Consider the following 19,360-nt stretch of genomic DNA (forward strand, 5'->3'; position numbering starts at 1 on the left):
CACCCCGATTGCGGCGCGACGTACGCGCCGGTATCGCCCGCCGGACGCGGGGCGCGGGCCAGCGACTTCGGCCCGCCGGCGTACGGCTACTGCTCCAGCATCCCCTTCCGCAGCTGTTCCAGGGTCCGGGCGAGCAGCCGCGAGACGTGCATCTGGGAGATGCCCAGCTCGGCACCGATCTGAGCCTGCGTCATCTCCTGGACGAAGCGCATCTCGATGATGCGGCGTCGCCGGTCGTCCAGCTCGTGCAGCAGGGGGGCGAGCGTGTTCAGGTTCTCGACCAGCTCCATCGCCGGGTCGTCGTCGCCCATGACGTCGGCGATGGCGCGGCTCTCGCCGGCCGCGCCGGAGCCGTCGCCCGAGCTGTCCAGCGAACCCGCCGTGTAGCCGTTGCTGGCCGCGATCGCGTCGACGACCTCGTCCTCGCCGATCTCCAGGTGAGCGGCCAGCTCGGCGACGGTGGGCTCGCGGCCCAGGTCCGCGGCGAGCCGCTCCCCCGCCCTGGACAGCTCGACCCGCAGCTCCTGGACCCGGCGGGGGACGTGCACGGCCCAGGTGGAGTCACGGAAGAAGCGCTTGATCTCACCCACGATGTACGGGACGGCGAAGGTGGAGAACTCGACCTCGCGCGAGAGGTCGAACCGGTCGATCGCCTTGATCAGGCCGATGGTTCCGACCTGGATGATGTCTTCCGCGTGCCCGAGGTCCTGGCCCCGGCCGCGGAAGCGGGAGGCGGCGAACCGCACCAGTGAGAGATTCATCTCGATGAGGGTGTTGCGCGCGTACTGGTACTCGGCCGTCCCCTCCTCCAGAGCGGCCAGCCGGGTGAGGAACAGTTTCGACAGCGCTCGCGCGTCCTGGGGAGCCACCTTGGTCGCATCAGGGACCTTGGGCAGCTCAGGCGCCCGCTGCGCCGTCCCCACCGGCTCCGCCGCCTTCGTCCCCGCTGCACTGTCCTGCACGGCAAGCATGGTCACGTCTTCACCCTTCACGGTACGTACGGTCAGATGCACCTGCCCTACTCTTAGGTGTTCAACCCTTGCCCGTGGGAAACAGTTGCTCATAAGGGTGGCGGGCGATCGACCGGGAAGGGACCCGGGGAGCGGCCGCGGTGGTCCGGCCTTCATGCCCTTGTCTGCCCTCGGTAACATTTGCCGGACGGCAATCGAAGATCGCGTGCGGTGGCATGCACATCGCACGGCCAGCACACGACGCGCGCTTGTGCTCCCGCCAACCACCAAGAAAGGACCATGGGTTGAGTTTCACCGAGGCCGCGGCACGCGAGCGTGTCATCGGCGCGCTGCGCGCAGAGAGCGACACCGTCTCCGACCGCTGGGTGCAGCTGCAACTGGCGCAGGACGAGATGCGCGACATCGTCAGCGAGAGCGAACTGCGGGAGGAAGCGGACGCCTTGCTGAGCGCCCTCCTGCGGGGCCTGGAGAGCGACGTTCCGGTGAACCGGGTGGTCGCCACCGACCGGCCGCTGCGCCAGGCTGTGATCGATCTCTCCATGCGCAGAGCCCGCAACGGCGCCATGCCGACGGTCACCTCGCTGGCCGTCCTGTCGCTCAAGGAAGCGCTCCTGGAGGCGGTGCAGCGGCAGACCCGGGACACGGAGGAGCTGTTCGTCACCGCCGTGCTGATAAACCGGCTGCTGGACCGCGCCGGCACGCTCTCCTTCGAGACGTACGTGGAAGGCCGCGAAGAGATCATCCGCCGGCAGAGCCGCCAGCTCCTGGAGGTGTCCACGCCGGTCGTCCGGCTGTGGCGCCAGGTCCTGGCCGTACCGCTGATCGGCACGCTCGACACCACCCGCACGCAGGTGGTGATGGAGAACCTCCTGGAGGCCATCCAGGAGCACGAGGCGCTGGTCGCCATCATCGACATCACCGGTGTGCCGACCGTGGACACCGCGGTCGCCCAGCACCTGATGCAGACCGTCAACGCGGTACGCCTGATGGGCGCGGACTGTGTGATCAGCGGCATCCGGCCGTCCATCGCACAGACCATCGCGCAGCTCGGCATCGACCTGTCGACCATCCTGACCCGCACCACCCTCGCCGACGCGCTGGCCGCCGCCGTCAAACTGACCGACGAGGCGTCCACCCATACGTCCACGGGCGCGCAGGAGAAGCGATGAACGCCCGGCCCACGGCCGGCGTGCCCATTCTCAGGCTGGGTGACGTCCTGGTCACCGGACTGCTCAACGAGCTGGACGACGCCACGGTGGTCGCCTTCACCGAGGAGCTGACCACCCGCATCACGGCCGACCGGGCCCGTGGCGTGCTCATCGACATCTCCCGCCTGGAGATCATCGACTCCTTCGTGGCGCGCACGCTGATGGAACTCACCACGATGGCCCGGCTGCTGGGCGCCCGGGTGATCGTCGCGGGTATGCGTCCGCCGGTGGCCATGACCCTGGCCGAACTGGGACTGCGCCTGGCCGGCGTGGAGACCGCCCTGAACACGGAACACGGCATGGCGGCCCTGGGCTGGCATCAGAGTCCCCGTCCCTCAGGAGAGGCACCACATGACGGGACCCGGTGAACACGGCGGTACCGGCGCCACCGGTACCACGACGCTGAGCGGTGACAGTACGGAGCAGGCCGGTCTCCCGGCCGAGCCCACGGTCCTCACCGTGCGCAGCGAACAGGATCTGCTCGCGATCCGGCACGCGGTGCGCGACGCCACCCTCACGGTCGGCTTCAGCATCGTCGACCAGACGCGGGTGGTCACGGCCGCCAGCGAACTGGCCCGCAACGCCTACATCCACGGAGGTGGCGGCACGGTACGGATCGAGTACCCGACCCGGCCCGGCGCGGTGGGCCTGCGGCTGACGGTCGTCGACGCCGGCCCCGGCATCGCCGACATCGACGCGGCGCTCACCGACGGCTACACCACCGGCGCGGGTCTCGGGCACGGGCTGGGCGGCGCGCAGCGCCTGATGGACGAGTTCGAGATCCGTACCCGGGAGGGCGGCGGTACGACGGTGACCGCGACGCGGTGGGCCGACCGTTGACCCTGTCCCCCGTCGTACCTCCGACGTCCTGCATCCCCGTCGACCACTACAGCGCCGTGCACCTGGCCGCCCAGGCCGCGCGGTCGGTGGCGCAGCGCTGCGGGCTCCAGGGGGCGCTGCCCGACCAGGCCGCGGTGATCGCGTCCGAGCTGGGCAGCAACCTCGCCAAGCACGCGGTGGACGGGGCACTGTACGTCCAGGCCCTGCCGCTGGGCACCGGCGTGGAGATCATCGCCGCGGACCGGGGGCCGGGCATGCGGGAGTTCCGGCGCTGCCTGGTCGACGGATACACGACGACCGAGACGCTCGGCGCCGGCATCGGCGGCGTCAACCGCATAGCGACCAGCTTCACCGTCCGGACCCACGAGCCCGGCGGCACCGTGGCCTGTGCCCGGCTCACGCCGCCCGAGGACGCGGACGCCGCCCGCCGCTCGGTCGGCGCCGTCTGCCTGCCTGCCGAGCGGGAGGAGGTCAGCGGCGACGCGTGCGCGGTCACCGAGACCGAGCACGGGCTGACCGCGATCGTGGTCGACGGCCTCGGGCACGGCCCGGAGGCGGCCGAGGCGGCGCAGCTCGCGTTGCGCGCCTTCGCCAGGGTGCCGGACCAGCCGCTGCCCGGGCTGCTGACCACGGTCCACCGCGCTCTGCGGCGCAGCCGGGGCGCGGCCGTCGGGCTGCTGCGGCTGCACGCCGGGCGCGCGCAGTACTGCGGCATCGGCAACGTACGGTGTCTGACGCTCACGCAGCAGGACGTCCAGAGCCGCCTGACCGGCCAGCCCGGTGTGGCGGGGCTGGAGATGCCGCAGCCGATGGTCCGCGAGTTCCCGTGGGAGCCGCGTTTCACCGCCCTCCTGCACACCGACGGCATCGACCACCGCTGGGCATACAGCCCGGACCCCTTCCTCATACGTCTGCCCGCGCCGCTGCTGGCCACGGCCCTCGTGCACGGCCACCGCCGCAGCCGGGACGACGCGACCGTATTCGCCGCCAACCTTCACCAGAGACTCTCGTGACACGTCACACCTTCCATGCGCTGCCACCCCTGCGCCACGCCGTGCGCCGGCTGGGCGCGGCCAACGCCCTGCCCGTCGAGACCCGGGCGCGACTCGTGCTGTCCGTGAGCACGCTGGCGGACACGGTGATACGGGCCGGGTACGGAGTCACGCTGGAGTCGTCCCGTACGTGTGCGGCGGATCGTTCCTCCTGGGACGGTGCGGGCGCGGGGCCCCGCGACTCCGGTGGTTCCGGCGGCTCCGGCGAGGTGCCGGGGAGCGCCGCCGGTGGTGCGGTCGGTCTTCAGGACGCCGGGGAGCCGGGTACCGGTTCCCGGGACGGCGCCAGCGGCGGTGCTTCCCGTGACGGCCGTGGTCCCGGTGGCCGGTCGGATGCCGGGCCCGCGGGCGGCGCCGGGCCCGCTGCCGGGATTCCCGCAGCCCGCTCGGGCGACGGGGACACGGCGTCCGCCGCTGCCCCGGGCGCTTCCGCCGCCGACGGGTCCGCACCGGCGGCGGACGACTCCGCCGACGCCTCCGCCGTGCCCGCCGGGTCCGGTTTCCTGGCCGTCACACTGCGCACTCCCGCCCCGCTGCTCACCCCGCCCGCCGACGCCACCCTGCTGCTCCCCGCCGAGGTGTCGCCCGACGCGGCCACCTGGCACGTACCGCTCCCGGCCGGCACACCGGAGGTCCGGATCCCCTCGGGACGGCTGCCGGGCGACGCGACGCCGGGCAGCCGCGGCCGACGGCGCGGCAGCGACGCCGCTCCCCTGCCGACGGGCGCGTCCGGCGGCAACGGGGACGGCTCGGCGACCGATCCGGCCACCGAGAACCGTCTGCTGGAGGAGGAGCTGCGGGCCGCCCTGGCCAGGGTGGACTCCCTCGCCGCCGACCAGCGCCGCCTGACGCACGAGCTGGCCGAGACGAACAGCGGGGTGCTGGCGCTCTACGTCCAGCTGGAGGAGCGTGACGAGCAGCTGCGTACGGCCCACGGCCACATCCTACGCGAGCTGGAGGACGCGCTGCGCCCGCCGCCGATCGCGGTGGACGGGCTGGAGCTCGCCGTCCACTACGCGCCGGCCGGTACCGACGCGCCCACCGGAGGCGACTTCTACGACTGGTTCACGCTGCCCGACGGGACGGTCCACATCACCGTCGTCGACGCGCTGGGGCACGGCGTACGCAGTACGCGCAGTGCGCTGAACGTCACGCACGCCGTACGGACGCTGGCTCTGGAGGGCCACCCGCTGAAGTCCATCGTGGCCCGGACGGACGAGATCCTCGCGCCGCTGGACCCGGAGCTGATGGCCACCGTGCTGCTGGCCCGGATCGACCCGGTCAGCGGGGACCTGCTGCTCGCCAACGGCAGCCATCCCCCGGCCCTGGTCGTACGGGCCGCCGGCGGGGAAGAATATCTGGAGGTCAGGGGGCGCGGAGTGGGTTATCCCTTCCCCGGCAGCGAGCGCCTGCTGCGCGCGAAGCTGGACGAGGGGGACCTGCTCGTCCTGTACACCGACGGACTGACCGAGAGCCGGCGGGACCCCAGGGAGGGCGAGCAGCGGCTGGCCGAGAGCGCCAGGCGGCACCGGAACCGGCCCGTCGGGGAGATTCCCGGCGCCATAGCCGAGGACATGCACACCGTCATCCTGCACTCCGACGACACGCTCGCCCTGGCCGTCCGGCTGTCACCCCGCTCAGGCTGAGCGCTTGTCCTCCCGGGCGACGACGGCGCTGATGGTCTTGCCCTGGGAGGTGGTCTCCACCGAGGTGGAGACGGCGAGGCGGCGGACCATCGGCCAGCCGAAGCCGCCGCCCTCGCCGCGTACGTCCGGGCTGCGCTCGCAAGGCGGCCGGGGGCTGGCGTCGGCCACGGCCACCGTGACGGTGCCGGGCCCGGCCGTCAGGCTCAGGGTGCAGGTGCGGGTACGGGTGTGCCGGACGGCGTTGGTGACCAGCTCGGAGACGATCAGCACCACGGCGTCGGAGGTGTCCCGGCCCGGCGGCGGTCCCAGGCCTTTCAGGAAGTCACCGGCCACGTCCCGTGCGGCGGCTGCCGCTTCGGGGGAGTTCTCCAGCCTCACCACCGCCGAGGGCGCGGCGGAAACCCTGTGCGCGACCGTGGCGCTGCTCATCGGACTCACCTCGTTTCCCGTTGAACCGTTAGGCGTACAAGTAGGCAGTTTGCCCGCCAGGCAACGGCGCAATCACCCCCGCTCACAGGGAACCGAACATTCCCCTTGGCGTGATTACCGGCCCCGGCGGGCTGCTCGTAAGCGCTGCCCCCAGACCGGATACCCCGTTCTCGACGGGGTACAAGGGCAACCTCGGGCCGGCCGGCGACACCGTCGGCCGGGAAAGCGGGACACCCGCGGATATGGCCGTGCGCGGCCGTGGGGGCGGATGTCCGCGCGCAACCGCTCACGAGATCAAGGAGGAATGCGCCATGTCGTCCTCGCTGCTGGAGAGTGTGGACATCAAGGCTCCCGTCGCGGTGAGCTGGGCACTGTGGTCGGACGTGACGAACTGGCCGAAGTTCCTGAGCCATGTGCGGCTGGTCGAGCGCCTGGGCGACACGCATTTCGCCTGGCAGCTCTCACTGCCGGGCGCGGACAAGAATTTCGTGGCGGAACTCACAGAAGTGAAACCGCAGGACCGCATCGCCTGGAAAACGACGGAAGGCGTCCATCACGCGGGCGTCGTCACCTTCCACCGGCTCAGTGACACATCAAGCCGAGTCACGCTGCAAATAGAGTACTCGCCGGAAGGTTTTGTGGAGCATCTGGGTGCCCTGACGAATCTGGACTCCACCCTCGCCAACCATGACCTCGGGGAGTTCCGGAAACTCGCGGAGACCGCCGCGGCGGGCTGAGGCACGCGGCCCCGGCTGCCCGCCGTACGGCTACTCCCCCGCGCCGGCCACGCCGTCGGCCGCCGCCGCCTCGCGCACCGTCTCGTACAGCGGGAGCACTCCTTCGAGGCCGGTCAGCTCGAAGAGGCGGCGCAGGCCGGGCGAGGGCGCGGCCAGGCGCAGCCGGGTGCCGAGCGCGGCGTGCTGCTGAAGCAGCACATTGACGGTCGTGGAGTCCGCGAAATCCACCTGGGACAGATCGACGACGACGGGCCGCGTGCCGCCTCCGCCCGCTCCGGCCCCGCCGCCCGCCTCCCGGAGGGCGCCCTCCAGCGGTGCGACGGTGTCGATGTCGAGCGGGCCGGTGACGGCGACGACCACCGCGTCCCCGGCACGGTGGCTCTCCCGCACCACGACCTGCGTCGGCCGGTCCGGGCTGGGCTGTGACTGCACGGTAATCCTCAGCGGTTACGGGTTCGGTGGCCGGTTGCGGACTGCTGTCCGACCGGATCGGATGATCAACAATAGAAGCGATTGTTGCCGTTTGACAATATTCCAGAAAGGCAACAATCTTGTCCCCGTCACTGAGCAACACGGCTCTGCCCGGAGTGACTTCGGATCGAGAAGCGGGGCCTGAATGTCTTCACGCACTGTCCGCGCTGTCCGCGCCGAGCGCGCGGTGTCCGGTGACCGGACGGCCGTCCTTGGCCGCGCGGTGCACGGCTGCCGCCCTGCGGAACGCGGCCAGCCCCGACGCCAGGTCGGCGACCTCCGCCGGATCCATCCGCGCCACGATGGCCGCGACCTCGCCCGTCCGGGCCGCCCGGTACTCCTCCAGGAACGCCCGCCCGCGCAGACTCAGCCGCAGTTCGACCTCCCGCCGGCTCGTGGCGCTCTGGCACCGCTCGGCCAGGCCCATGGCCTCCAGACGGTCGCACAGGCGGCTCACCGCGGGCGGTCGCGAGCCGAGTTCGCCGGCGAGCGCGCGCAGATTAGTACCCTCGTGTTCCTCGATCACCAGCAGAGCCCGCAACTGGGACGGCGAGACCTGCGCCGAGCGTGCCGTCTCCTGACCGCGACCCCACAGCACCTCCAGCAACTCGGAGGCGGCAAGGGTGGCCTCGGTCACCTGCTCGCGTGGGTACGACTGACCGGGGAAACGGGACACACGACCACTCTGTCACCCTCCGGCCGCCCGCGTCAGCCCGGCCAAGTCGAAATCCACCGAAATAAGAATGTTTGAGAGACCGTGACCCTGAGCTGTGATGTGGAAAGAGCGGTTCGCGCGGCGGCGCCGCACGCCTTGGTGGACGCGCTGCGCGCAGCGCTCACCGCGGCCTACGGAGCCACGGCCGTGGACCTGTTCCTCGCGGACTACGGCGGTACGGTGCTCAGGCCGTTCTCCTCGCTCGACGAGGATCCCGTGGGCGCGCTGTCCATCTCCAACACCCCGGAGGGACGCGCCTTCGGCAGCCAGGAACGGCACGAACGGCAGGCCGGCCAGGGCGACGCCGTCGACCACCACCTGCCGGTGACGGTCCGCGGCGAACGCCTCGGCATCCTGACCGTCCGGCTGCCCGCCGGGCGCAACCTGCCCGGGGTCGCCGACGACCTCGCCCACGCGGCCGACCTGCTCGGCCACGAGATCTTCGTCGCCGAGCGCGACACCGACGTCTACCAGCGGGCCCGCCGTACGACCCGGCTCACCCTGGCAGCCGAGATGCAGTGGCAGCTGCTGCCCGCGCGCGCCTGCGTGGCCGAGGAGTACGCCATCGGCGCCCAGCTGGAGCCCGCCTACGCGATCCACGGCGACAATTACGACTGGGCCGCCGACGCGGACGAACTGACCCTTGCCGTCACCAACGGCATGGGCACCGGCGTCGAGGCATCGGTCCTCTCCCACCTCGCGGTCAACGCGCTGCGCAACGCCCGCCGCGCCGGCATCGGCATCGCGGACCAGGCCGCCCTCGCCGACCAGGCCCTCTACGGGCAGTACCGCGGCTCCTCGTACGTCTCGACGCTGCTGCTCCGCTTCCAGCTCGCGACCGGCCGGGCCGAGGTCGTGGACGCCGGTTCCCCGCAGCTGTGGCGGCGCCGCGGCCGCACCATCGACCGCGTCCCCCTGGAACCACAGCTGCCGCTCGGCATGTTCGAGGAGACGCAGTACGTGGCCCAGGAGTTCGAGGTGCTCCCCGGCGACCGGCTGCTCTTCGTCAGCGACGGCGTGTACGCGGCGGTCTCGCCGCCCGGCGAGGAGTACGGCGAGCACGCCCTCGCCCGCGCGATCCACGCCACCAGCCTGCTCCCCGCCGCGAGCGTCCCCCGGGCCGTCCTGCGCGACCTGGCCGAGCACCGCGACGCGGAGTCGATGGACGACGCGCTGGTGCTCTGCCTCGACTGGTTCGGGAAGGCGGGGAACCGGGGCCGGTGAGACGGCAGGCGTGACGGTACGGCCGCGACGCCACGCCCCGCCCGGCGGCCCCGGGCCGCGCCGTGAGAGGCGCGGCCGGGGCCGCGGGCGCCGGTCCGGCCGGCCGGAGCCCGCTACTTCTTGATCCAGCCCTTCTCCACCAGGGCGTCGCACGTGGCCACCGGGTCCTTCTTCCCCTTGTACTGCTTCTTCACTTCCTTGAGGCAGTCGGCGTACGGGAACGGCGGACCGCTCTTCTCCTGCCGGGAGTGCGCCGTCGCGGCTGCCTCGGCGGCCGCCCCGCTGAACAGCACACCGCTCATCGCCACAGCCGCTGCCAGGGCGAAGCTCATCCGTCGCATGGTCGTCTCTCTCCTTGGTTCTCCCTGCGCCGGAGCCCAGCGCTCCGGACACGTCCGAGCCTTCCGGCAGCTCGTCCGAAACCGGCGGCACGAAAGGACTCGTCCACGCCCAACGAGCCGGTGCACAGCGGGAAACGCCCTTTGGTCCGGGATCGCACCGTTTGCCACGGTCACGGAGTCCTTACGGGTGGCACGCGGGCCGCAGCGCCCCTCACATCCCGCCTTCCGTGCCACTTCCGCGGAATTGGCCATGCCGTCCGGGCCGCCCACCTGGAGAGAATTCCGGCCCGGCACACCGGCGTCCGACCGGCCGCCGCAGGAGAGCGCAGGGAGAACAGGGCATGACCGGATACGACGACGAACTCAGGATCGCCGTCATGGACGTGGGCATCGGGCTGCTGGGAGCAGCCGCGGCGGTACGCCGGCTGCGCCCCGACGCCGACCTCGTCCTCGCGTCGGACCCCGACGGGATGCCCTGGGGGCCGCGCAGCCCGCAGGACATCACGGCCCGCGCGCTCGCCGTCGCCGAGTCGGCCGCCGCACACCACCCGCAGGCGCTCATCGTCGCCTGCAACACCGCCACCGTGCACGCCCTGCCCGCGCTGCGCGCCCGCTTCGAACCAGAACTGTCCGTCATCGGCACGGTTCCGGCGGTCAGACCGGCTGCCGCGGGCGGCGGCCCCGTCGCCGTCTGGGCCACCCCCGCCACCACCGGAAGCCCGTACCAGCGCTCCCTCATCGGGCAGTTCGCCGACGGCCTGCCCGTCACCGAGGTCCCGTGCCCCGGGCTGTCCGACGCCGTGGAGCAGGCGGACAAAGCAGCCGTCGACCGCGCCATCGCCGCCGCGGCGCGGCGCACCCCGGAGGACGTCACCGCCCTCGTGCTCGGCTGCACCCACTACGAACTCGTCGCCGAACGCATCCGCGCGGCCGTCCGGCGCCCGGGCCTGCCGCCCCTCGTCCTGCACGGCTCGGCCGACGCGGTCGCCGCGCAGGCGCTACGCCGCACGGGCCACCTCCCCGTCCCCGAAGCCCCCACCACGGGCACCCTGACAGTCCTCCTCAACGGCCGCCACGCTCCCCTCCCGCCCGCGGCCCGGACATACGCAGAGGGCCGCCTCCTCCTCCGCAAACACCCTGCGCACTCCCCCGCACCCCTGCCGCGACGTGCCGGGGCAGGAGCAACGGGGTCACCAGGATGAGAAGACCGGCGGTCATGATGGCGGTGCGGGGGGTGGTGAGGGTGGCGAGCAGACCCCACAGGGCGGTCAGCGCTGCGGTGGTGAGTTTGCTGGTCACCGTCCATGCGGACAAGGTGCGGGCGACGCGGTCCGACGGACTCAGCTCCAGCCGGTACGTGGCGAGCACCGGGGTGAAGACGCTCATGCAGAAGATCATGCCCAGCTCCACGGCCATGACCAGCGCCAGCCCGGAGACACCGGGGTGGAGGAGAGCCAGGCCGAGCAGCCAGCAGACCCGCAGCGTCCCGGCGGTACGCAGCACCGCGTGCTGCCCGTGGCGCGCGACCAGCCGACGGCAGAGCCGCGAACCTGCCAGGCCACCGAGGCACGGCACCGCGAAGGCGAGCCCGTACTGCCAGGGCGCGAAGCCGAGGGGACCGAGCATGAGGACGGCGAGGAGCGGCTGGGTCGCCATGGTCAGCCCGTTGACCAGGGCCGTGTTCAGGAACAGCGGGCGCAGCACCGGGTGACCCAGGATGTACCGCCAGCCTTCGAGCAGGCCGGCGGCGCGTGACGGCGACGAGGTTCCGGCGCGGACCGGGTGGGGTTCCCGGCCGCCGATCGCCCGGATTCCTGCGGCCGAGAGCAGATAGCTGACCGCGTCGGCGAGTACGGTCACCACCGGCCCGCACAGCGCGACCGCGGCTCCGCCGAGCGGCGGTCCGAGCACGGTCGCGGTCCAGGTCGTCGCCTCGAACCGGCCGTTCGCGACGATCAGGTCCGACGGCCGTACGAGGGCCTTCAGGCAGGCACCGGCGGCAGCCCGGAACGTGATCTCCGCCGCCGCGACGACGACCGCCACGAGCAGCAGCTGGAACACGCCGAGCCGCCCCAGCACGAACGCGACGGGGACACTCACCAGCGCGGCGCACCGGACCAGGTCCATCGCGATCATCACGGGCCGCTTGCGGCGGAACTCCACCCACGGGCCGAGCGGCACCGCCAGCACCGCTCCCACGGCCGCGCCCGCCGCCGCCAGCGACGACACCTCGGCGGGCCCGGCGTGCAGCGCCAGGATGGCGATCAGGGGGAACGCGTCGAAGGCGATCCCCGTCCCGAACGCGCTGACCGTGTACGACGCCCACAGCCACCGGAAGCGCCGCCCCAGCGACGGCTCCCGCCTCGCCCCCCTCATATCCGTGCTTCTCCCATCATTTCTGGTTCGTCGCGTGCGCCCGTCCGGCCGGCTCGGACATCGAAGCGGGGCGGGCTGGTGCGGCGCAAACAACCGGCGCACGCCTGCTGTACAACCTCTGGTTGTAGGTAGCGTGCGCGCATGGATCTCAATGCCGTACGCACCTTCACCGCCGTCGCCGAAACCGGGCAGTTCCAGGAGGCCGCCGCTCTCCTGTCGGTCACGCAGCAGGCTGCCTCCAAGCGCATCGCCGCACTGGAGAAGGCCCTCGGGGTGCGCTTGTTCATCCGTACGGCGCGCGGGGCGCAACTCAGCGTCGACGGGCAGGCGTTCCTGCCGCACGCCCGGGAGCTGCTGCGGGTCGCGGAGCGGGCGGTCGCTTCCGTACGGCACGGCGGCCGCGCCCTGCGCGTCGACGTGATCGGCCGACGTCTGGCGCCGGCCGGTCTGCTACGCGGCTTCCACCGCGCGCACCCCGAGGCCGGTCTCGACGTGGTGACGCTCTTCGACGCCGAGGCGGCCGTCGCCGCCGTCCGGTCCGGCACGGTCGACGCGTCGTTCCGCGCCGTCACCGTGCCCGCGCGGCAGCTCCCCGGCGGAGTCACGGCCGCCCGGGTCCTGGACGAGCCCATCCACCTGCTCACCGGCCCGGACCATCCGCTGGCCGACGCCGGCGCGGTCACCCCCGGCCGGCTGGCCGGGCACCGGATCTGGATGCCCGGCCTCGTCGCCGGTACCGAGTGGGCCGCATACTACGAGGAGTTCGCCGCCGCGTTCGGGCTCACCATCGAGGTGACCGGGCCGGACTTCGGCACTGAGCCGCTGCTCGACACCATCGCCGGCTCGCCGTCGCTGGCGACGCTGGTCGGTGCGGGCACGTCCTTCGTGTCGCCCGCCGACCACGGTCTGCGGCGGATCGCCGTGACCCACCCGACGCCGGTCTACCCGCACTCACTGCTCTGGCGCGGCGACAACCCGCATCCCGCGCTCGCCGCGCTCCGCGGCTTCCTGGAGTCCGGGCAGCCGGGTCCACGCAGGGACGGGGGTACGTGGACGCCGCAGTGGGCACGGTGACCGGGCGCTCCCGAGCGGGCGCGGTGGCCGCGCTCCTCCAAGTGGCCGCGTAGTACCGGCCGTTCACCTCTCGGCCCCGCCGCCGCCACGTTACCTTCTGTCAGGTCGTCACTCCCGGGACCCAGACTCCCCGTGCTTCTTCCCGTTTCCCGAGAACAAGGAGCCTTCACGTGGCCACCTCCCCCAGCGCCCGGACGGCAGGACTCGCGCTCGCCACGGCACTTACCGCGCTCAGCCTCGCGAGCGTGCCGTTCCCGGCCGGGGCCGCCCCGTCCGCGGCACTGCCCGCCGTCACCCCGCGGGCCGAGACCGCGGCCCTGCACGACGACGAGGCCGGCGGCAACGCCGACGCCGACGACCCGGCGATCTGGCGCAACGCCACCGACCCGGACCGCAGCCTGGTGATCGCCACCGCGAAACAGGGCGGCCTGCGCGTCTACGACCTCGACGCCCGCCAGGTGCAGTCGCTGCCCGCGCCCGCCGCGCCCGGCGCCGGTCACGCGCCCGGACGCTTCAACAACGTCGACCTCGTGCACGGACTGCGCCTGTCGACGGGCCGCGCCGACCTCGCGGTGACCAGCGACCGCGGCAGCGACCGGCTGCGCTTCTACCGCATCGACCGCGACCGGGCCGGCGGCCCGCTCACCGACGTGACGGACCCCGCGGCCCCGCCCGTCTTCTCCACCTCCCAGCAGGAGGTCGACAAGCAGCGGACCGCTTACGGCCTCGCCACCTGGACCAACCAGGCCACCGGCCGCTCGTACGCCCTGGTCAGCCGACGTGAACGCACCACCCTCGCCCTCCTGGAGCTCACCCCCGGCGCCCGCGGCACGGTCGGTTACCGCAAGGTCCGCACCCTGGACCTGCCCGCCGCCTTCCGCCTCCCGAACGGCAGGTCCTGGTCCCCCTGCGCCGAGCCCGGCGAACTCCCGCAGGTCGAGGGCATGGTGGTCGACCCGGACAACGGCACCCTGTACGCGGGCCAGGAGGACGTCGGCATCTGGCGGCTGCGCGCCGACCTGACCGGCACGCCGAAGCTGATCGACAAGGTCCGCGAGTACGGCGTCCCCGCCACGTACGACGAGGCCACCGAGGAGTGCGTCGCGGGCGCCGACCCGGGTTACGGCGGCAAGCGGCTGACGGCCGACGTGGAGGGCCTGACGCTGGTCACCGAGTCCGGCGGCGACGGGTACCTGCTGGCGTCCAGCCAGGGTGACAACACCTTCGTGGCGTACGACCGCGAGAGGTCCGACGACAACGAGTACGAGGGCGGCTTCCGTGTCGCCGCCGCTTCGGCCGGCCTCGACGGCTCGGAGGAGTGCGACGGCGCCGCCGCGCTGGCGGCTCCCCTGGGCCGCAAGTACCCGAAGGGCCTGCTCGTCGTACAGGACGGCCACGACACCCCCGGGGACGGCGAACGCCCCTCGACCGGCTTCAAGTTCGTCGGCCTCGGGGACGTGCTGAAGGCCGTGGACGACTGATCCCACCGGGGCGCACCCCGGGACGGCGGCTCCGGCCGGGCCGTGCTCTGCTCAGGGCCGTACCGTGCGTCGTGGAGAACGCGCCGAGCGACCGGCCCGGGGCGAGTCCGGGCTGACTCCCCGTCAGCCCAGCCGCCGGCAGGGGAGTTCCGTACGCCCCTCAGTCGTCGTCCACGCCCTCGTCGGGCACCCACCGCAGTACGTCGCCGGGCTGGCAGCCCAGGGTGCGGCAGATCGCGTCGAGCGTCGTGAAGCGCACCGCCTTGGCGCGGCCGTTCTTCAGTACGGCGATGTTGGCGGGCGTGATGCCGACGGCGTCCGCGAATTCGCCGACGGACAGGTTGCGCCGGGCGAGCTGGACGTCGAGTTCGACGACGATCGCCATCAGACCACCTCGGCCATCTCGGTCTCCAGGTCCGTCGCCTTGCGCAGCAGGCTCCGCATGACGACGACGAGCATCGTGAATGCCGCTCCCACGCCGGCGGCCGCGACCGCGGCGGCCAGGGCGCCGATGACGTCCATGCCGTCGTCGGGCGACGGGATCTCGGCAACCGCCAGGTGCACGGTGACACCGGCCGCCAGCAGCGTCGCCACGACCGAGGCTCCGATGATGGTGTCGACCCAGCGGAAGGCCCGTGGCGTGAAGATGGCGTCGCGTTCGACCATGGTGAGCAGCATCCACACGGCGGCGAGCCCCACCTGCACGCAGGCGACACCGATGATCGCCACCACCACGTAGGGCACGGCGAACGCGGCGTACGGAGGGAAGCGGTCGACCTCGTCGGCCGCCGTCGACGGGATGACCACGGCCTGACCGAAGAGGCCGAACAGGACGGCCGCGGCGATGCCCGCCCGGAGTATGGCGATGAAGTATCGGTGCATCTATCGATTGTCGATGGGAATCGATCGAAAATCAATCGATTCCCATCAGTTCGCTGATCATGGCGAGCGAGCGCTACGCGTCGGGAGTCCGCGCCGCACCGGAGTCGGCACCCGGGCAGGCCACCGCGCCGTGCACGCCGTCGTCGAAGACGACGGTCAGCGGCCGCCTCCCGTCCCGGGCCGTGGCGCGCAGCCCCTCGGCGATACGGGAGTAGAAAGCGCTCGCCAGAGCCCACGTGCCGTCCAGGTGACTGTCGTCGCGGGTACGGCGCAAAGCGGTCAGCGCACCGATGACGGACCGGCCGGACAGCACGGCCCGCACCCGGCCGTCACCCTCGTCCGCCAGCTCGTACGCGGAACGGAAGTGCTCGTTGCCGGCGGCGCAGGCGGCGAAGAACTCCCACGCCTCACGGTGACAGACCAGGACGGCCGACCCGGCCTGGGCCGCCTTCAGGAGCAACACACCGTGGTCGACGTCCTCCTGCGTCTCGCGACGGATACGCTCGTGGTCGGGGTGGCCGATGGGGAGGGGGGCCGATTCGGGGACGGGGACGGGGACGGCCTCTTCGGTGGTGTCACCTTCACCGTTCGCGTCGTCCACGTCGTCCACGTCGTCATCGCCGTCCTCGCCGTCCTCGCCGTCATCGACGCCGCCCTCGTCCTCATCGCCATCCGCGAGCGGCGGGAAGGGCGGCTCCTGCCCGGCGTCGATCAAGTCCGGCCCCCTCCACACGGGGTCCTCGCACTCCTCGTCGGGAGGGCCCTGCCGGTCGGCGGGCTCCGTACGGAACACCGGGTGCTGCGCCAGCGCGTCCAGCGACTGCCGGAGTCCGGCGATGGACTGCCGGACGTCGGAGATCTCCTGCCGCAGCAGCGACACCGCCCGCTCCGTCTCCACGGCGGCGGCGGTGTTGCGGTCGGCGTGGTCGCGGGCCTCGCGGCTGTCACGCCGCAGTTCCGCCGCTTCCGCGGTGAGGCGCTCCAGCACCTCGTGCCGCGAGTCACCCAGACGCCGGTCCAGCCCCGAGATCTCTTCGGTGAGCGTCCTGCGGATGTTGAACAGAGCCGTCATCAGATCCTTGTTGCGACCCACCGGCACCCCCGTACAGCACGTGTTCAGACGATGTAGGCGAGGAGCCTGCCCGGCCGGGCCGGGTGTCGATGCGCTCCGGGCGCAGCCGGTGCGCACCCGACCGAAAAGGCACCAACGGAGCGACAACTACGCGCCACGGCGCCACACTTACGGCCGACCGGCGCACACGTGGACGAGGTCACGGCAGCCGCGTCGGGACGGCTGGCCCCCGGACGGGAAGGGGACCCGACGGGGGTCAGCCGGACGGCGTCACTCAGGCGTCGTCGCGCAGAGCGATCCTCGAAATGGCCGTCCACAACGCCTTAACGGCGACTGCGACGGCGAATCGCGAGGCCAGCTCCTTGGTCCACGACCTCTGCTCCTTCGCGGCCATCTTGCACCTTCCTCTACTCCAGACGACGCAGTGAAGCGAACGTGCCTTCACTGCCAGGGCGAGTAAGGGAGCTCGCCCTGCCCGGAGAAGGGACGCCGGGCCCCGCAACGCCCCTTGTCGTCGCGGGGCCCGGCTTCCCTTTATGCGCCTGGAGTGACTAGGTGCATGGGCCCATCCTAGTGGCACGGAGGTCAATCGGTTGAGCGGGGAGGGGAGTTGGCGGCGGAGATCGACGCCACCCGCGTCCGGGCCCGTGCCCGACCACGCCCTCGAAGAGACCGTCGACACGGTCTTCCTCCCGCTGGTGCACTGACCGCGGCCACCGCACCGCGCCTCTCGGCGGACGGTGCGGCGGAGGGTGGGTGCGGGATGCCCGGGTTCGGTCCGTCCTGGTGGCCGCGTGCGCCGTGATCCAGCCTTTTGAGCGCTGGCACCGAGCTCTCGAAAGGCAGCACAGCATGAATGTGAACACCCCCGCGCGTACGGGAGAGGACCGCGGCAAGGTCGTCCTGATCACCGGCGCGAGCAGCGGCATCGGCGAGGCGACCGCGCAGCGGCTGGCCGCCGACGGGCACCACGTCTTCCTCGGTGCCCGCCGCACCGGGCGGCTGAAGGAGCTGGCCGGCCGGCTCACCGACGCGGGCGGCTCGGCGGCGTACCGGCGCCTGGATGTCACCGACGCCGCCGACGTGCGGGCTTTCGTCGACGCGGCGCGCGCCGCGTACGGGCGGGTCGACGTCCTGGTCAACAACGCCGGTGTGATGCCGCTTTCGCCCCTGGAGGCGCTGCGGACCGAGGAGTGGGACCGGATGCTCGACGTGAACGTCCGCGGCGTGCTCCACGGCATCGCCGCCGCGCTGCCGGTGATGCGGGCCCAGGGAGGCGGGCACTTCGTGAACATCGCCTCGGTCGGCGCGTACGAGGTCTCGCCCACCGCCGCGGTCTACTGCGCCACGAAGTTCGCGGTGCGCGCCCTGTCCGAGGGGCTGCGCAAGGAGTCCGGGGGAGACATCCGCGTCACCGTCGTCTCCCCCGGCGTCACCGAGTCCGAACTGGCGGACGGCATCGGTGATCCGCTGGCCCGGCAGGTGATGCGGGACTACCGCGCGGTGGCCCTGCCGGCCTCCGCGGTCGCGAACGCCATCGCCTTCGCGGTCGCCCGGCCGACGGACGTCGATGTGAACGAACTCGTCGTACGGCCGACGGCGAGCGCCCGGTAGCGTCCGGCGGCGCGGTCACCGCCGGGCCGTCAGGTCAGCGAGCGGAGCCACCCGGTGAGGATCCGGTTGACCTCTTCGGGCCGCTCCTGCTGGATCCAGTGCCCGCAGTCCTTGAGCAGGTGACTGGCCGACAGGCCGGGGAGCGTGCGGGGGAACGCCTCGATGGCGTCGGCCAGCCAGGTCGTGGAAGCGTCGCGGTCGCCGCCGATGTAGAGCGAGGGCTGGGTGATCGGCGCGCCGTCCCAGGCGGCGAGGTCTTCCCAGTCCCGGTCGATGTTGCGGTAGCGGTTGAGCCCGCCGGTGAGCCCCGTACGCTCGAACTCCTCCGCCAGTTCGTCGAGTTCGGTCTCGGAGAGCCAGGCGGGGCGGACGCCGCGCACGAAGCGGTCGGACATCTTCTTGCCCGGCGGGACGAAGAAGCAGCTCGGGACGGCTTCGGGGGCCATGGTGTCGGCGGACAGGCTGGCGTAGAGGCCCGCCAGCCAGCCGCGCACATCGGGTTCGATCTCCGCTTCCGCGCGGCCCGGCTGCTGGAAGTAGCTGACGTAGACCTCCTCCTCACCGCCGGTCATGGCGAAGGCGTCCGACGGCCGGACGCCGTTGCGGGGCGCGTAGGGCACGCAGAGGAGTCCGACGGCGGTGAAGACGTCGGGCTTGAGCAGTGCGGTGTTCGCCGCGATGGTGGCGCCCCAGTCGTGGCCGACGACGGTCGCGGTCCGCTCCCCCAGCGCGTGGACGACCGCGACGTTGTCGGCCACGTGCTGCGTCATCCGGTATGCCGCGACGTCGGCGGGCTTCGAGGAGCGCCCGTAACCGCGCACGTCGATGGCGACGGCCCGGAAACCCGCGGCGGCCAGGGCCGGGAGCTGGCGGCGCCAGGAGTGCCAGGCCTCAGGGAAGCCGTGGAGCAGCAGCACCAGGGGGCCGGTGCCCTGCTCGACCAGGTGGATACGGCCGCCGGGTATTTCCACCGTCCGGTGTTCGGCACGTTGGGGGGTCCGGCCCCCGGCCGGGATCGGCGTGTCGGTGCGCTGGTGCATCGCGGGCTCCTCGTTCCGTCGTCCGGCGGCGTGCGGTTTCCGTACACCGCTGTCGAGATCATCCGCGACGGACGGCCTTTCCCCCAGGCTTTTTGCCGGTCCGGCAAATCGTCCGCGCGCCGTACGGTACGGGGGCGCCGCACCGGGTGTGCGGCGCCCCCGTACCGTAGGGCCGGCGAGGCGCGCC

General features: G+C 72.4%; 20 protein-coding genes and 1 pseudogene. 11 read left to right on the plus strand and 10 right to left on the minus strand.

The window, feature by feature from the left end; genetic code table 11:
* Positions 1–86 precede the first annotated feature (86 nt).
* Positions 87–971 carry an RNA polymerase sigma factor SigF gene (locus ACZ4Z1_RS19490; protein WP_468487887.1) on the minus strand — a complete coding sequence of 295 codons (885 nt, stop codon included), beginning with the start codon at positions 969–971 and terminating at the stop codon, positions 87–89.
* A gap of 284 nt (positions 972–1,255) precedes the next feature.
* Here ACZ4Z1_RS19490 and ACZ4Z1_RS19495 point away from each other — a divergent pair, with 284 nt between their 5' ends.
* Genes ACZ4Z1_RS19495 through ACZ4Z1_RS19515 form a run of 5 tightly spaced genes read left to right on the plus strand, consistent with a single transcriptional unit; the run spans position 1,256 to position 5,717 of the window.
* A complete protein-coding gene (locus ACZ4Z1_RS19495) occupies positions 1,256–2,140 on the plus strand; it encodes an STAS domain-containing protein (protein WP_468487822.1) in 885 nt (294 codons plus the stop codon).
* Positions 2,137–2,547 (plus strand): STAS domain-containing protein, encoded by a 411-nt coding sequence (locus ACZ4Z1_RS19500; protein ID WP_468487823.1) that lies wholly within the window; start codon positions 2,137–2,139, stop codon positions 2,545–2,547. The genes ACZ4Z1_RS19495 and ACZ4Z1_RS19500 overlap by 4 nt, the downstream gene beginning before the upstream one ends.
* Positions 2,531–3,019: an ATP-binding protein gene (locus ACZ4Z1_RS19505; RefSeq protein WP_468487824.1), complete on the plus strand. Its 489-nt coding sequence runs from the start codon at positions 2,531–2,533 to the stop codon at positions 3,017–3,019. The genes ACZ4Z1_RS19500 and ACZ4Z1_RS19505 overlap by 17 nt, the downstream gene beginning before the upstream one ends.
* Positions 3,004–4,032, plus strand: a complete 1,029-nt coding sequence (locus ACZ4Z1_RS19510) for a SpoIIE family protein phosphatase (RefSeq protein ID WP_468487825.1) — start codon at positions 3,004–3,006, stop codon at positions 4,030–4,032. Before ACZ4Z1_RS19505 ends, ACZ4Z1_RS19510 begins: the two co-directional genes overlap by 16 nt.
* The gene (locus ACZ4Z1_RS19515; protein ID WP_468487826.1) at positions 4,029–5,717 is read left to right on the plus strand and encodes a PP2C family protein-serine/threonine phosphatase; all 1,689 of its coding nucleotides are present in this window, start codon (positions 4,029–4,031) and stop codon (positions 5,715–5,717) included. The genes ACZ4Z1_RS19510 and ACZ4Z1_RS19515 overlap by 4 nt, the downstream gene beginning before the upstream one ends.
* Here ACZ4Z1_RS19515 and ACZ4Z1_RS19520 read toward each other — a convergent pair.
* Positions 5,709–6,146: an ATP-binding protein gene (locus ACZ4Z1_RS19520; protein WP_468487827.1), complete on the minus strand. Its 438-nt coding sequence runs from the start codon at positions 6,144–6,146 to the stop codon at positions 5,709–5,711. The genes ACZ4Z1_RS19515 and ACZ4Z1_RS19520 overlap by 9 nt on opposite strands.
* Before the next feature lie 311 nt (positions 6,147–6,457).
* Here ACZ4Z1_RS19520 and ACZ4Z1_RS19525 point away from each other — a divergent pair, with 311 nt between their 5' ends.
* Positions 6,458–6,883, plus strand: coding sequence for an SRPBCC family protein (locus ACZ4Z1_RS19525; protein WP_468487828.1), 426 nt, complete (start codon positions 6,458–6,460; stop codon positions 6,881–6,883).
* A 30-nt stretch (positions 6,884–6,913) separates the two neighbouring features.
* Here the strand turns inward: ACZ4Z1_RS19525 and ACZ4Z1_RS19530 are convergent, their stop codons facing one another.
* A complete protein-coding gene (locus ACZ4Z1_RS19530; RefSeq protein WP_468487829.1) occupies positions 6,914–7,315 on the minus strand; it encodes an STAS domain-containing protein in 402 nt (133 codons plus the stop codon).
* Positions 7,316–7,505: 190 nt separating this feature from the next.
* Positions 7,506–8,030 (minus strand): MarR family winged helix-turn-helix transcriptional regulator, encoded by a 525-nt coding sequence (locus ACZ4Z1_RS19535; protein ID WP_468487830.1) that lies wholly within the window; start codon positions 8,028–8,030, stop codon positions 7,506–7,508.
* Between the two features lie 99 nt (positions 8,031–8,129).
* Here ACZ4Z1_RS19535 and ACZ4Z1_RS19540 point away from each other — a divergent pair, with 99 nt between their 5' ends.
* Positions 8,130–9,293: a PP2C family protein-serine/threonine phosphatase gene (locus ACZ4Z1_RS19540; RefSeq protein ID WP_468487831.1), complete on the plus strand. Its 1,164-nt coding sequence runs from the start codon at positions 8,130–8,132 to the stop codon at positions 9,291–9,293.
* A gap of 113 nt (positions 9,294–9,406) precedes the next feature.
* Here the strand turns inward: ACZ4Z1_RS19540 and ACZ4Z1_RS19545 are convergent, their stop codons facing one another.
* A complete protein-coding gene (locus ACZ4Z1_RS19545) occupies positions 9,407–9,634 on the minus strand; it encodes a hypothetical protein (protein ID WP_468487832.1) in 228 nt (75 codons plus the stop codon).
* Between the two features lie 341 nt (positions 9,635–9,975).
* Between ACZ4Z1_RS19545 and ACZ4Z1_RS19550 the strand changes: the two genes are divergently transcribed.
* On the plus strand, positions 9,976–10,836 hold the full coding sequence (locus ACZ4Z1_RS19550) for a glutamate racemase (protein WP_468487833.1): 861 nt from the start codon (positions 9,976–9,978) through the stop codon (positions 10,834–10,836).
* Here the strand turns inward: ACZ4Z1_RS19550 and ACZ4Z1_RS19555 are convergent.
* Positions 10,754–12,010: pseudogene (locus ACZ4Z1_RS19555) on the minus strand (MFS transporter); the annotation flags it as partial. The gene ACZ4Z1_RS19550 and the pseudogene ACZ4Z1_RS19555 sit on opposite strands and share 83 nt — an antisense overlap.
* A 141-nt stretch (positions 12,011–12,151) precedes the next feature.
* Between ACZ4Z1_RS19555 and ACZ4Z1_RS19560 the strand changes: the two are divergent.
* Entirely contained in the window at positions 12,152–13,084 is a 933-nt protein-coding gene (locus ACZ4Z1_RS19560) for a LysR family transcriptional regulator (RefSeq protein WP_468487834.1), read from the plus strand.
* A 170-nt stretch (positions 13,085–13,254) separates the two neighbouring features.
* A complete protein-coding gene (locus tag ACZ4Z1_RS19565) occupies positions 13,255–14,565 on the plus strand; it encodes a phytase (RefSeq protein WP_468487835.1) in 1,311 nt (436 codons plus the stop codon).
* 160 nt (positions 14,566–14,725) lie between these two features.
* On the opposite strand, the gene ACZ4Z1_RS19570 is transcribed toward ACZ4Z1_RS19565, so the two are convergent.
* The 3 genes from ACZ4Z1_RS19570 to ACZ4Z1_RS19580 form a co-directional block, all read right to left on the minus strand.
* The gene (locus tag ACZ4Z1_RS19570; protein WP_468487836.1) at positions 14,726–14,950 is read right to left on the minus strand and encodes a helix-turn-helix domain-containing protein; all 225 of its coding nucleotides are present in this window, start codon (positions 14,948–14,950) and stop codon (positions 14,726–14,728) included.
* Positions 14,950–15,447 (minus strand): DUF2975 domain-containing protein, encoded by a 498-nt coding sequence (locus ACZ4Z1_RS19575; RefSeq protein WP_468487837.1) that lies wholly within the window; start codon positions 15,445–15,447, stop codon positions 14,950–14,952. Before ACZ4Z1_RS19575 ends, ACZ4Z1_RS19570 begins: the two co-directional genes overlap by 1 nt.
* 73 nt (positions 15,448–15,520) lie before the next feature.
* Positions 15,521–16,519 (minus strand): hypothetical protein, encoded by a 999-nt coding sequence (locus ACZ4Z1_RS19580; RefSeq protein WP_468487838.1) that lies wholly within the window; start codon positions 16,517–16,519, stop codon positions 15,521–15,523.
* An 852-nt stretch (positions 16,520–17,371) separates the two neighbouring features.
* On the opposite strand from ACZ4Z1_RS19580, the gene ACZ4Z1_RS19585 reads away from it, so the two are divergent.
* Positions 17,372–18,133 (plus strand): SDR family oxidoreductase, encoded by a 762-nt coding sequence (locus tag ACZ4Z1_RS19585; protein ID WP_468487839.1) that lies wholly within the window; start codon positions 17,372–17,374, stop codon positions 18,131–18,133.
* 29 nt (positions 18,134–18,162) lie between these two features.
* Here ACZ4Z1_RS19585 and ACZ4Z1_RS19590 read toward each other — a convergent pair whose 3' ends face one another.
* Positions 18,163–19,173: an alpha/beta fold hydrolase gene (locus ACZ4Z1_RS19590; protein ID WP_468487840.1), complete on the minus strand. Its 1,011-nt coding sequence runs from the start codon at positions 19,171–19,173 to the stop codon at positions 18,163–18,165.
* Positions 19,174–19,360 lie beyond the last annotated feature (187 nt).

The sequence above is a fragment of the Streptomyces sp. NPDC030165 genome (genome assembly GCF_055573595.1).

What these genes read in the sequence shown, in the direction of transcription:
- ACZ4Z1_RS19575 (WP_468487837.1), bottom strand. Translation starts at nt 15,447, where the DNA reads ATGCACCGATACTTCATCGCCATACTCCGGGCGGGCATCGCCGCGGCC.
- ACZ4Z1_RS19525 (WP_468487828.1), top strand. Translation starts at nt 6,458, where the DNA reads ATGTCGTCCTCGCTGCTGGAGAGTGTGGACATCAAGGCTCCCGTCGCG.
- ACZ4Z1_RS19570 (WP_468487836.1), bottom strand. Translation starts at nt 14,950, where the DNA reads ATGGCGATCGTCGTCGAACTCGACGTCCAGCTCGCCCGGCGCAACCTG.
- ACZ4Z1_RS19585 (WP_468487839.1), top strand. Translation starts at nt 17,372, where the DNA reads ATGAATGTGAACACCCCCGCGCGTACGGGAGAGGACCGCGGCAAGGTC.
- ACZ4Z1_RS19590 (WP_468487840.1), bottom strand. Translation starts at nt 19,173, where the DNA reads ATGCACCAGCGCACCGACACGCCGATCCCGGCCGGGGGCCGGACCCCC.
- ACZ4Z1_RS19520 (WP_468487827.1), bottom strand. Translation starts at nt 6,146, where the DNA reads ATGAGCAGCGCCACGGTCGCGCACAGGGTTTCCGCCGCGCCCTCGGCG.
- ACZ4Z1_RS19500 (WP_468487823.1), top strand. Translation starts at nt 2,137, where the DNA reads ATGAACGCCCGGCCCACGGCCGGCGTGCCCATTCTCAGGCTGGGTGAC.
- ACZ4Z1_RS19550 (WP_468487833.1), top strand. Translation starts at nt 9,976, where the DNA reads ATGACCGGATACGACGACGAACTCAGGATCGCCGTCATGGACGTGGGC.
- ACZ4Z1_RS19560 (WP_468487834.1), top strand. Translation starts at nt 12,152, where the DNA reads ATGGATCTCAATGCCGTACGCACCTTCACCGCCGTCGCCGAAACCGGG.
- ACZ4Z1_RS19505 (WP_468487824.1), top strand. Translation starts at nt 2,531, where the DNA reads ATGACGGGACCCGGTGAACACGGCGGTACCGGCGCCACCGGTACCACG.
- ACZ4Z1_RS19490 (WP_468487887.1), bottom strand. Translation starts at nt 971, where the DNA reads ATGCTTGCCGTGCAGGACAGTGCAGCGGGGACGAAGGCGGCGGAGCCG.
- ACZ4Z1_RS19580 (WP_468487838.1), bottom strand. Translation starts at nt 16,519, where the DNA reads ATGACGGCTCTGTTCAACATCCGCAGGACGCTCACCGAAGAGATCTCG.
- ACZ4Z1_RS19545 (WP_468487832.1), bottom strand. Translation starts at nt 9,634, where the DNA reads ATGCGACGGATGAGCTTCGCCCTGGCAGCGGCTGTGGCGATGAGCGGT.